We start from the raw sequence: 11690 nt of genomic DNA, 5'->3' as shown, positions 1-11690 counted from the left end.
TACTATAATACATTCACTATCGTTCTTCCCTTTAACTTCCCTTGCAATATAAGTTCAAATTTATCATTTACTTCTTCTAATGTGCATTCTGCCGTATAAGGTAATAAGTCTAAATTCTTCCACTCATCCCCTAGCATTGACCAAATCTGCTTTCTTACTATCATTGGACATTGTACAGAATCTATTCCTAACAGATTAATACTACGCAGGATAAATGGATATACAGACGTTTTAAATTCATGTCCTGCAACGTTCCCACACGTCGTTACACTTCCACCATATTGAACTACTTTTAAAGCAGTTGCTAACGTACTTCCACCAACTGTATCAATCACACCAGCATATCTTCCTTTTAACATCGGTTTTCCCGATTGATCATTTATTTCATCGCGATGAATCATCTCTTTTGCACCTAAATGAAATAACATTTCTTTCTCTTCCGTTTTCCCAGTCGCAGCTACGACATCATATCCTAACCTTGCTAAAATGCTAACTGCAACACTTCCAACTCCCCCTGTTGCTCCTGTAACAAGAATTCTTCCCATATCAGGTGTAATCCCTGCTGTAATTAATTTGTGTACAGACAAAGCAGCTGTAAATCCTGCTGTTCCATACATCATACTTTCTTTCAATGACAGCCCTTCTGGTAACGGTACAACCCATGATCCAGGGACACGAATATACTGACCAAATCCACCAGATGTATTCATTCCTAAATCATGCCCTGTTACAATTACTTGATCTCCTGTTTTAAAAGAAGGATCTTGACTACTAATCACTTCTCCTGCTGCATCAATTCCAGGAGTATGTGGATATTTCCTTGTAACTCCTCTATTCCCAGTAGCTGAAAGAGCATCTTTATAATTTAATGAAGAATGGCGAACACGTATTAGTACTTCTCCTTCTGGTAAATCGTTTATCTCTCTCTCAACCAAGGTTCTTTCAAATTGATTTTCTTCCTTCTCATTTACAAGAATTGCTCGAAACGATGTATGATTCATTATGCCTATCTCCTTTACTCCTAACAAGCGTTCTTTTACTTCATTATATTAAATTTATAGAAAGTGATATAATCGCCCTTTTGAACATATTTCAACAAATCTTACTTCTTTACTATTTTCTCATAATATATATTTCTATTTCCAATACAACAAATTATACTTGTTCTATCGTTCAACTCCCTAAAATTCGCTTTACAAAGAGTCGAAAAATCTGACTTTTTGTAAAATAAATTGAATTTTTGCGAAATGTAAATGATTTGTAATGTTCTTTTTCGCCAAACTTCATTATAATTAGGTGATATGAGTGTCGTATTTCAATCCAAATGAAGGAGTATATGAAATGGATCAAAACCCATCCTTGCAAGAAAATACACGAAATAATAATAAAAAAGGAAAGAAAAAAACAAAAGTTATCATAAGTGTCCTTTTATTATTTTTAATAATAGGAGGCGGGTATACTTGGTTTCTAGTAAATAAAGCATCCTCTGCTGTTCGAAATGCCGCTCACGATTTAGCACGCGGTGATAAATCAAATTTACGTGATAAAGCTGTTAAACCTATTACCAATAATGTATCTGTATTAATAATGGGCGTTGATGAAAGCGATGTACGTAGTAAAGAATACGGTGGTGCCATAAGAACAGATGCAATGTTACTTGCAACGTTTAATAAAGATAGTAAAACTGTTAAACTTTTAAGCATTCCGCGAGACACATATACTTATATCCCAATAGAAAAGAAAATGGATAAAATTACACATGCACATGCATATGGTTCTGCTAAAAATGGAAAAGATGGTGGACCACAAGCTAGTATTGATGCGGTAGAAAAATTACTCCATGTTCCTGTTGATTACTTTGTAAAATTCAACTTTAAATCATTTATGAAAATTGTAGATGATTTAGGTGGCATTAAAGTAGATGTTCCTGTTGAATTTACTGAACAAGATAGCAACGATAATGCAGAAGCAATCCACTTGAAAAAAGGTGTTCAAAAATTAAACGGTGAAGAAGCTCTTGCTCTTGCTAGAACACGCCACATTGATAGTGATGCAATGCGCGGTCAACGTCAACAACTTGTTATCGAGGCCATTTTGAAAAAAGTAACAAGCGTTGACTCTGTAACAAAAGTAGGAAGTATTATTGATGATATTAATGGACAATTTGTTACAAACCTAACATTTGACGATATGTTATCATTCTATAAATACGGTTCAGATTCTTCAATTGAAAAATTACAAATCAATGGTTCAGACTGTTACATGGCAAAAGGTGATGATACATGTAGTCGTTCTGCTGGTGATGGAAGAACATATTACTACCAACCAGATGAAAAAGACCTAACAAATCTAACAAATCAACTGCGTACTCATCTAGGACTACCTGAGTATAAGAAAGTTAATTCTAGTGATAAAGAAGACAAAAAGAAAACGAAAGATACAACTAACAAAAAAAATAACAGTAACAATGAAGACATAGATACAGAAACTACATTGAATGAAAAAACAAAAGATACAACTAACAATTCTACTAACAAAAAAAATAACAGTAACAATGAAGACATAGATACAGAAACTACATCGAATGAAAAAACAAAAGATACAACTAACAACTCTACTAACAAAAAAAATAACAATAACGATGAAGACACAGATACAGAAACTACATCGGATGAGAATTAATAAGAAACCCAGCTTTATGGAGATAGAGCTGGGTTTCTTCTCTTTTTATAAACTTCTATCTGCAAAGACCTTCTAAAATATTAAAAATTCTAACTTTTCAACTATCAATTTCCATATCTTTAAATTATAATAAAGGATAGATATATATTCTAATTAACAGGGGGCAAAAACCTATGAAAGCCGCAGTAAAACATAACGTTTCAGATTTTAAAGATTACCTAAAATCCAATGAAATACATATGGAAGAAAACATAGATGAAAATGATGGTTCCGTATTTTTTTCAGTAAACTTAGAAACAGAGAGCGGTGCAAAAGTTCGTCTTATCGCTGCCTTTCATAACGAGCATCCTACTGTCGATATATATTGCTTCAATGTCGCTCAAGTTCATGATGCAGCTAAGAAAAGCGAATTGTTACATGTAATCAACGAGTTAAATACAGCATATCGATTCGCAAAATTCACAATTAGTAAAAATGATTCAATCGACATTTCAACGTCCCTTGTATTTACAGAACCATATTTTAATCCTGCCCTTGTATTTGAACATACGAGACTATTATATAAAGCTGCAAATGATGAATATGAAAGTTTGATGAAGCTTATTTGGGCTTAATCATTGAACGCCACTGGTTCTCCAGTGGCGTTCATCGTTTTTTCTTAAGGAATTTATTTACTTATTAAATAAATAGATTCACATTTCCATCAGAAGCATCTGCTAAATAAGCTGCCACACCAGCAAACTCGGTATCTTCCATGATTTCTTCTTCTTTTAACCCCAATAAATCTACTGTCATTTGACAAGCTACAAGCTTAACACCTTGTTCTTTTGCCATATCAATTAAATCTGGCAGCGACATAGCATTATGCTTTTTTATAACGTGCTTAATCATTTTAGGGCCCATGCCAGCAAAATTCATTTTGGATAATCCCATCTGATTTGCTCCGCGAGGCATCATCTTTCCAAACATTCTCTCTAAGAAATTTTTCTTTACGTGTACATGTTCATCTTTCCTGAGTGCATTTAACCCCCAAAATGTATGAAAAATCGTTACTTCTTGATCATACGCTGCTGCACCGTTTGCAATAATATAAGCTGCCATCGCTTTATCATAATCTCCACTAAATAAGACAATTGTTGTTTTTTTCTGATTCTCCATGTTAACTCCTCCCCCCAAAATACCCATATGGGTATTTTGGGAAATGTACAAAATCCTTTATTAAAAAACTTTTCATCGTACCGTATTATTCTGTTTTACCTTCCCACTCTAACATACCGCCAGTCATATTTATAACATGGAAACCATTGCTCTCTAAAAGCTGAGCAGCTCGTGAACTTCTCCCACCAGAGCGACATACCATAATATATTCTTTACTTTTATCTAGTTCATGCATGCGAAATTCTAATAACCCAAGTGGAATATGAAGAGCTCCTGGAATTTTCCCTTCCTCTACTTCTTCTACTTCACGAACATCGATCATATTTAATACTTCATGATTCATTAATTTATTTTCTAATTCTTTGGCTGTCATTTCTTTCATTTGTCATTTCCTCCTTAATTCCAAGCATTTATACCACCCGAAACATTCGTAATATGTTGAAAGCCTAATTTCTTTAGCATTTTTACTGCGCGTTTACTTCTCATTCCACTTTGACAAATCACTATTACTTCTTTACTTTTATCTAAACGACTCGCTTTTTGTACTAATTCATTTAATGGGATATTTCGGAATCCTTGAATGTGATGCCCTCTAAATTCACCTTGTGTGCGAACATCAATCAATTGTTTATTCTTTTTATGAAGTAAACCTTTGAGCTCTTTCCCACTTATATTTTTAACACCCTTAACCGGTAAAAAGCGAGAAATGATAAACGAAGCAATAAGTATAGTTAAAATGATATTGAATACTACATTTGCACTCATCCGCCATCTCCTCCAATCCTTTTCTATGCAATTAGTCTCTTATTTTTTACGCCTTTTTAATCCAGAACTTCAGCACATCGTTTTCTTCTATATGTTGCAATACTTCATGTCCTCCTTTTTTCGACCAAGCTGGAATATCCTTTATTGCGCCTTTATCTGTTAAGTGAACCTCTAGCACTTCTCCAGATTGTAAAGCTTCCATAGCTTTTTTTGTTCTTACGATTGGCATTGGGCATGCTAAGCCTTTCACATCTAATACTTGTTTTGCATTCATGTTCTATACCTCCATCTGTTTCTTCTATTTTTCAATCCATACGCTCTACTTCATTACGAACACCTAAAATAAAACTTTCTCAGCAACATCTTTTGCTTATAATGCTAGGGCACCCACTCCATTACCCCCTATGGTATATTTTCATTTAAAAAAATTTAATATCCTATATTCTAACTCTAATTGTTTCCTAAAAAACCCATATACCTACAGGGGTATAAAAATAGTGTTTTAAAAATCTGTCAACACATTCGTTTGACAGATTATCTACTTTTCACAAGTAATTGTACAGCCTCTTTAATTAGATCTTCATTGGATGTATCACCTTTTGCAAATTGTTCTCGCAAACATTTTTCCAAATTTGTTCCGACAATTAATCCAATTGCGCGATCCATAGCAGAGCGTGATGCTGTTAATTGTGTAATTACCTCTTTACAATCTTTTTCTTCTTCAATCATTCGAAGGACACCACGAATTTGTCCTTCAATTCGCTTCAGCCTATTTTTAATATCTTGATTGTATTCCAATGCCCGATCACCTCAATACTTTCCAAAATATGCTTTATTTAAATAAATACTTACTGTAGTAAGATTTTAATTTGCATTTACAAACCATCATATACCCTTGAGGGTATTTTGTAAAGCACTATTTTACTTTATATGATTACAACCTTCTCATCTATTTATATACAATCTGACCTGGAAAAGCCGTTGCATACAATTTAAAACCACCATCGACATTCTTCACCTTATACCCTCTTTCCATTAACATACGTGCAGCAACATAGCCCCTCATACCGAGCTGGCATGTCATATATATTTCTTCATTTACTGGAATTTCATCCAATCTTTCGCGTAATTCATCTAATGGAATATTAACTGAACCCTTAATCATCCCTTGTTTTAACTCATTTGGTTCACGAACATCAATCAAATATCCACCATTTTGGACAATACGATCAATCTCATGCCACTGCACTGTATCTACAAGCCCTTCAATTATATTACTTGCAGCATACCCCACCATGTTTACTGGATCTTTTGCAGAAGAATATGGCGGTGCGTATGCTAATTCCAAATCTGGTAAATCTAATGCCTTTAGCTTCGCTTTCATTGCCGTTGCAATGACATCAATACGCTTATCTACACCGTCACGTCCAACCGCTTGCGCACCATAAATTTCGCCTGACTCTTTATTAAAGATCAATTTTAATAAAACAGGATGTGCATTTGGATAATAACCTGCATGGGAATTTGCTTGTACATGTACTACCTCATAGGATATATTTAAACGCTGCAACACCTTCTCATTTACTCCTGTTGAAGCAACTGTTAATTCAAAGACCTTTACAATCGATGTTCCCATCGTTCCTTTGTATACAGACTTTGCATGTTCATGAATGATATCCGCTAACAGACGACCTTGTCGATTTGCTGGCCATGCTAATGGAATCATTGTCTCTGTTTCTGTCACAAAATCTTTTACCTCAATTGCATCACCAATCGCATAAATAGACGAATCCGAAGTTTGTAGTTTTTCATTTACTTTAATTGTTCCTCTTACTCCAAGTTCTAACCCTGCTTCTTTTGCTAAACGACTCTCCGGCCCGACACCGATTGAAAGAATAATCATATCTGTATTGATTTTTGAACCACTTTTTAAGCGTACGACTGCTCCATCTTCTTCAAAAGCATCTACCCCGTCTTCCAAAATGAGCTGAACACCATGCTTTTTCATATGTTCATGTACATATGCCGCCATTTCATAATCAATTGGTGGCATGACTTGATCATTCATCTCAACAAGCGTCACATCTATTCCTTTTTCTCTCAAATTTTCTGCCATTTCAACACCAATAAATCCACCGCCAATGACAGTCGCATGACGTGGTTTCTTCTCATCAATATACCCTTTAATACGATCTGTATCTGGTACATTCCGTAATGTAAACAACGCCTTTGTTGTTTCAATTCCTTGGATAGGTGGCACTATTGGCTTAGATCCTGGTGAAAGAATTAAAATATCATACGACTCTTCATACGTTTCATTTGTCATTACATTTTTTACGATAATTGTTTTTTCTTCTTTATTAATTTTTATCACTTCACTTAAAATACGAATATCTAAATGGAATCGCTTTGACATCTTTTCAACGGTTTGCACTAATAGTTTCTGTCTCTCTTGAATCACACCGCCAATGTAATACGGCAATCCGCAGTTTGCAAAAGAAATATATTCCCCTCGCTCAAACATAATAATTTCATCCTCTTCGCTTAAACGACGAAGACGTGCTGCTACTGATGCTCCGCCGGCAACTCCACCAACTATGACGATTTTTTTACTCATATTTCCCTAACCTCCACAACTATTTTTGCTTACTGCTACAGATATACAACACCTTCAAATCACGTATACCCGTATAGGTATATAATAAACATAAAAAAATATAATGGCAATATATAGACTCAAATTTATACTTGTTCACAAATTTGAAACAAACTGAGCATTAAAAAAACCGCTGATCCCAGCGGCTTTATACATACTTCCGATGCACCATCTTCCCATCATAAGAAAAGACAACATTTTTATTCTCCACAACTGACTCCATATGAACCGTTCTTCCCCATAGCTGATGAATGTACGGCAGTACTTTCTCTAAGTATTTTAAATCAAGCTCAATTCCTTCATAACAATGTTTAATATACAGTTCACCGTTCTTTAAATGGTCTCCATCTTCCACTACTAAATATGGAAATCCACCATTTGTACGCATATTTACAAGTTGATCACGAACATGTTCCCACTCTTTATCAATGACTTTATACTCTTTTCCTTGGCGCTGGAATAAGTACATATCTTCCCTCATCACAAGTTCTTTATTTAAATAGTTTCTCAGGAACGATACGTCCCATTCAATTTCTCGCACTTCAAAGATTTTCTCACGACCTGATCCTGGTTTCACACCGCGTCTTTTCATCTCTTCCGTTGGATTATTGTAACGTTCTTCAATATCTTCAAAGACCTTGATACCAAGATAATATGGGTTAATGCTTGTTTTTGAAGGCTGTACAACTCCTGCGTTTAACTTGGCAAATTCAATTGCTTCGTCAGATGTTAAGTCCATTTCTCGAAGAATGCGCTGATGCCAGTAGGAAGCCCAGCCTTCGTTCATGATTTTCGTTTCTAATTGCGGCCAGAAATATAACATTTCTTCTCGCATCATCGTTAAAATATCACGTTGCCACTCATCTAGATCTCTACTATATTCTTCAATAAATAGAAGTAAATCTTTCTCTGGTTGCGGCGGGATTTTCTTTTTCTTCCGCATATTTGGTCGTTCTCGTTTTTTATTTCTATCATCTAAATTCCACAAATCATCATACTGTGAAACCCGTTTCTTTTCTACTTCTTCCTCTTCTAAGTCATCGATACTCCAAGCCAGTTTTGGTCGCATAAGCGATGGATCAATGTGTTCTTGAATTGCTAATACCGCATCTAAAAATGTTTCTACTTCTTTTTTTCCATATTTATGTTCATACGCTTTAATTCGTTCTGCTGTCGCTGCCATACTTTCAACCATATCGCGCTTCGTATTTGAAAAGCGAATATTATTTTTAAAGAAATCGCAGTGTGCTAATACGTGTGCTACAATTAATTTATTTTGAATGAGTGCATTGGTATCGAGTAAAAACGCATAACATGGATCAGAGTTGATGACAAGCTCATATATTTTACTAAGTCCCAAATCGTAATGCAGCTTCATTTTGAAGAACTGTTTCCCAAAACTCCAATGTGAAAATCGTGTTGGCATTCCATATGCACCAAACGTATAAATAATTTCCGCTGGGCATACTTCATAGCGCATCGGATAAAAATCCAGCCCAAATCCAGTCGCAATTTCAGTAATTTCAGCGATTGCATATTGTAGTGCTTTATCATCACTAGCTCTCATTATTTTCCCTCCTTACACTTTCCCTTAAGACAGTGTATGAAGGGAAACAAGCTTTCATGAAAAGTAAACAATTTTGTTTTATGAAATACTGTTCAAATAGCCAAGTAAATACAGGATACGGCGCTTCAAACGTGGAGTACCGTAAAACATGAAAAGAACATTACACTAAAAAACCGTTATAAAATACATTTTATAACGGTTCTTCTCCCCAAAATATTAGCTTATATGAACTATTAATGCGAATATCGTAAGTTTTTAATCACAAGAACATGGTGAATTACCACATGTAGGACATTCACTTCTTGCATACCAAGGTAAGCCACTTTCTCTTTCTTCAATTTCTTTTTGCCGATACCAATCAGGATATCCTGAAAACTCTTCTTCATTTCGTTTGTCGATCTCCCACTGTTTCATTCCCCAGTTGCTATGATCGTCTTCCTCATCATCATAACGGCTATAACTATTTGATTGAGAGTGATAATGATTTGTATCATCATAGAAATCATCCTCAGTATCATAGTTTGAATGATTTCGATAATCACCATCATTTGCAAATGAAAAATTAGGTGATGATGATGTGCTGCCATGATTATACGTACTTCCTAAACTTGCTATTCCTCCTCCCGCATACGATTTCGCTGTAGAATTTCGGGCAGACCACCAACTGAATGCTAGTACAACTAGTAATGCGAACGAGAAATACATAATGAATTCACCATATACTGGCTTGATTACCTCAGGAATCCATTCAAGATGATAACTCGAATAGTATAAAATAGAGCTTGTTAAAATTCCAAATCCAATATCACGAACTGCATGAGCAGTGAACTGCGTATATGAATGAAATAATACGATAGCCATTACAGGAATCACATAAATACTTCTAAAGAAGTCAAAATATGTGTATAAAAGCATCGCTAATAGAAGACTAAACGCAGATCCACCAATAACTCCTAGCCACGCTCCTCTTCTTATAGGATGACGAAATGTATTGGTACGTGTTATCATTCCAACTACAATTGATAGTGTGATTCCCCAACATATTTGACTTGTAATCGGAAATCCTGAAATCTCCCAATCCGAGATCAGAGATGACGGAAAAGGTAACCACTTATTCGCCAGTGTCCCTAATGGAAATCCAACAGCTACCGACCATAAAATTGTGTGAATTATATTTTCTTTTCTTTCATTTTCTATAAAATATATCAATATAGTACATAGGCCTATAATCCAAAAATTCCATTCCGAAACAGACTGAAACGAAATGGAATAAAAATATAAAGACAATACTAAAAGACACCCTGTTACTACTTTCATTTCCATTCTCCTTTCATATTTTTGATTAGGTCATAAAAAGAGATAAATGTTAATAAAACCCTATCTCTTTTTATAAGTTTTACTTTATACAGTCGCTCTATTTTGTAATTCTTGATATACCATAAAGTTATTCATAGCATTTCTAAATCCAATTTTTATAAATTCTTCCTTTGCAAGTGTTCCAGATTGCATATTACGTTCTAAAATTTTAAAAAATTGCTTATGCTTGAAAGTACTAAAGGCATGATGAAAACTTTCACCACCGCTATGTCCTTCAATATAGAACATAGGATTTTTCCCCCTCTTGAGTACTCTCGCAACACTAAAGGATCCCATATGATGTACAGTTGTTCCATAAACCCCCGTTCCATCAAAACGTGTTCCATATCTTTCCACAGCATGTAAATCTACCGAATACATTTTCCCTTTTCGAGTCAAGAAAAACAGATAATGATCTGTTAATGCTAAATTTCCTCTACCTTCTTATACATGATAACCATCGGCAATAAATTGAATTGGCTCTACTATATTCGCCTCTAAAATTTCCATTTCCTTTTTCTTTTTTTGAATATCAATACCAAACCCTAAATACCCTAGGGGTATAGAAAATAATAAAAAAATAAATACACCTTGAATTTCTCCACTAATTAAAAATAAAAAGGCAAATAGCATAGCAATGATAAAAAACGCCGAAAAGAAACCATTTCTCAAAGCTTTTGCAAACTAAACTTTTCCCATATTAATCCTCCTTTATCATATAAATCCATTATATATATCACATAAATAAAATAAAACATTTTTTTAATATTACATATAAGAAAAAGCACTTGAACAAATTATCAAGTGCTTTTCCTTATATATTTTCAATTATTTCTAACTTCTCTATAATCGGCGTACGCTCTTTTCCTTCTGGCTTCTTATCAAAATAGCCAATATGAAGGATTCCAACAATGCGTTGTCCTTTTGTTAACCCAAGTCCTTCTATAAATAAAGGATTATAATTCAGTCCGCCTGATTTCCAAACACAACCTAGTCCGCGCTCCCAAGCTAGTAGTTGGAAGTTTTGCATAAATGCACACACTGCTGCGTAGTCTTCATCACGCTGAATTTGACGCGGATCTTCATCCATATACACAACGATTTGAGCTGGTGTACTTAAAAAACGATCGGATAAAATTTTACCTCGTTTTGCTCTTTCTTCTTCTGTGAAGGAATTTAATACAGCATCTACTAACGTTTTACGGCCTTCTCCAATAAACAATTTACATTTCCATGGCTCACGATGCTGATGGTTTGGTGCCCACGTTGCATCATTTAATAATTCAATTAATAATTCTTTTTCTACTGCTTTATCTATAAATTTACGAATGGAACGTCTTTCTTTAATGATATTTGCAATGGAAGTATATGTAGTCATATGTTTCTCTCCCTTATTCTTATCTATATGTATACATTTATTATTGATATTGATTTTCAATTTCGATTATAACGCAGTTTTCTACCATTAATCAATGTTTTATGTTGTGAAACTAACAAAAAACTTTT

General features: G+C 34.5%; 14 protein-coding genes. 2 read left to right on the top strand and 12 right to left on the bottom strand.

Going from position 1 to position 11690, the window contains the following annotated elements:
* Window positions 1-2: 2 nt before the first annotated feature.
* Window positions 3-1001, bottom strand: a complete 999-nt coding sequence (locus tag AC1M36_RS10595) for a YhdH/YhfP family quinone oxidoreductase (protein ID WP_479845841.1) — start codon at window positions 999-1001, stop codon at window positions 3-5.
* Between the two features lie 340 nt (window positions 1002-1341).
* Here AC1M36_RS10595 and AC1M36_RS10590 point away from each other — a divergent pair, with 340 nt between their 5' ends.
* Window positions 1342-2682 carry an LCP family protein gene (locus AC1M36_RS10590; RefSeq protein WP_479845935.1) on the top strand — a complete coding sequence of 447 codons (1341 nt, stop codon included), beginning with the start codon at window positions 1342-1344 and terminating at the stop codon, window positions 2680-2682.
* A 173-nt stretch (window positions 2683-2855) separates the two neighbouring features.
* Entirely contained in the window at window positions 2856-3296 is a 441-nt protein-coding gene (locus AC1M36_RS10585) for a hypothetical protein (RefSeq protein ID WP_336450694.1), read from the top strand.
* Between the two features lie 64 nt (window positions 3297-3360).
* On the opposite strand, the gene AC1M36_RS10580 is transcribed toward AC1M36_RS10585, so the two are convergent.
* The 11 genes from AC1M36_RS10580 to AC1M36_RS10530 all read right to left on the bottom strand — a co-directional run bounded on the left by AC1M36_RS10580 (window position 3361) and on the right by AC1M36_RS10530 (window position 11562).
* Entirely contained in the window at window positions 3361-3840 is a 480-nt protein-coding gene (locus AC1M36_RS10580; RefSeq protein WP_479845840.1) for a DsrE/DsrF/DrsH-like family protein, read from the bottom strand.
* Between the two features lie 85 nt (window positions 3841-3925).
* The gene (locus tag AC1M36_RS10575) at window positions 3926-4222 is read right to left on the bottom strand and encodes a rhodanese-like domain-containing protein (RefSeq protein WP_336450692.1); all 297 of its coding nucleotides are present in this window, start codon (window positions 4220-4222) and stop codon (window positions 3926-3928) included.
* Window positions 4223-4236: 14 nt separating this feature from the next.
* Complete coding sequence (locus AC1M36_RS10570; RefSeq protein WP_336450691.1) at window positions 4237-4605, bottom strand: rhodanese-like domain-containing protein; 369 nt, start codon at window positions 4603-4605, stop codon at window positions 4237-4239.
* Window positions 4606-4651: 46 nt separating this feature from the next.
* Window positions 4652-4879 carry a sulfurtransferase TusA family protein gene (locus AC1M36_RS10565; RefSeq protein ID WP_479845839.1) on the bottom strand — a complete coding sequence of 76 codons (228 nt, stop codon included), beginning with the start codon at window positions 4877-4879 and terminating at the stop codon, window positions 4652-4654.
* A 260-nt stretch (window positions 4880-5139) separates the two neighbouring features.
* A complete protein-coding gene (locus AC1M36_RS10560; protein WP_174102983.1) occupies window positions 5140-5403 on the bottom strand; it encodes a metal-sensitive transcriptional regulator in 264 nt (87 codons plus the stop codon).
* Between the two features lie 151 nt (window positions 5404-5554).
* Window positions 5555-7222: a CoA-disulfide reductase gene (gene cdr, locus AC1M36_RS10555; RefSeq protein WP_479845838.1), complete on the bottom strand. Its 1668-nt coding sequence runs from the start codon at window positions 7220-7222 to the stop codon at window positions 5555-5557.
* A gap of 187 nt (window positions 7223-7409) precedes the next feature.
* Window positions 7410-8828 carry a stage V sporulation protein SpoVR gene (gene spoVR, locus AC1M36_RS10550; protein ID WP_336450688.1) on the bottom strand — a complete coding sequence of 473 codons (1419 nt, stop codon included), beginning with the start codon at window positions 8826-8828 and terminating at the stop codon, window positions 7410-7412.
* A gap of 255 nt (window positions 8829-9083) precedes the next feature.
* A complete protein-coding gene (locus tag AC1M36_RS10545) occupies window positions 9084-10145 on the bottom strand; it encodes a hypothetical protein (protein WP_431613291.1) in 1062 nt (353 codons plus the stop codon).
* An 84-nt stretch (window positions 10146-10229) separates the two neighbouring features.
* On the bottom strand, window positions 10230-10565 hold the full coding sequence (locus AC1M36_RS10540; RefSeq protein WP_479845837.1) for a hypothetical protein: 336 nt from the start codon (window positions 10563-10565) through the stop codon (window positions 10230-10232).
* Between the two features lie 63 nt (window positions 10566-10628).
* Window positions 10629-10856, bottom strand: a complete 228-nt coding sequence (locus tag AC1M36_RS10535; protein ID WP_336450685.1) for a hypothetical protein — start codon at window positions 10854-10856, stop codon at window positions 10629-10631.
* A 142-nt stretch (window positions 10857-10998) separates the two neighbouring features.
* A complete protein-coding gene (locus AC1M36_RS10530; RefSeq protein ID WP_336450684.1) occupies window positions 10999-11562 on the bottom strand; it encodes a nitroreductase family protein in 564 nt (187 codons plus the stop codon).
* Window positions 11563-11690 lie beyond the last annotated feature (128 nt).

Source organism: Bacillus sp. Medicinal_06 (assembly GCF_056711665.1).
The sequence above is the reverse complement of the archived record's forward strand: the minus strand, read 5'-3'. Positions and strand labels throughout refer to the sequence as shown.

Coding starts and splice junctions, on each gene's coding strand:
- AC1M36_RS10595 (WP_479845841.1), bottom strand. CDS start 1,001: ATGAATCATACATCGTTTCGAGCAATTCTTGTAAATGAGAAGGAAGAA.
- AC1M36_RS10590 (WP_479845935.1), top strand. CDS start 1,342: ATGGATCAAAACCCATCCTTGCAAGAAAATACACGAAATAATAATAAA.
- AC1M36_RS10585 (WP_336450694.1), top strand. CDS start 2,856: ATGAAAGCCGCAGTAAAACATAACGTTTCAGATTTTAAAGATTACCTA.
- AC1M36_RS10580 (WP_479845840.1), bottom strand. CDS start 3,840: ATGGAGAATCAGAAAAAAACAACAATTGTCTTATTTAGTGGAGATTAT.
- AC1M36_RS10575 (WP_336450692.1), bottom strand. CDS start 4,222: ATGAAAGAAATGACAGCCAAAGAATTAGAAAATAAATTAATGAATCAT.
- AC1M36_RS10570 (WP_336450691.1), bottom strand. CDS start 4,605: ATGAGTGCAAATGTAGTATTCAATATCATTTTAACTATACTTATTGCT.
- AC1M36_RS10565 (WP_479845839.1), bottom strand. CDS start 4,879: ATGAATGCAAAACAAGTATTAGATGTGAAAGGCTTAGCATGCCCAATG.
- cdr (WP_479845838.1), bottom strand. CDS start 7,222: ATGAGTAAAAAAATCGTCATAGTTGGTGGAGTTGCCGGCGGAGCATCA.
- spoVR (WP_336450688.1), bottom strand. CDS start 8,828: ATGAGAGCTAGTGATGATAAAGCACTACAATATGCAATCGCTGAAATT.
- AC1M36_RS10545 (WP_431613291.1), bottom strand. CDS start 10,145: ATGAAAGTAGTAACAGGGTGTCTTTTAGTATTGTCTTTATATTTTTAT.
- AC1M36_RS10540 (WP_479845837.1), bottom strand. CDS start 10,565: ATGTATTCGGTAGATTTACATGCTGTGGAAAGATATGGAACACGTTTT.
- AC1M36_RS10530 (WP_336450684.1), bottom strand. CDS start 11,562: ATGACTACATATACTTCCATTGCAAATATCATTAAAGAAAGACGTTCC.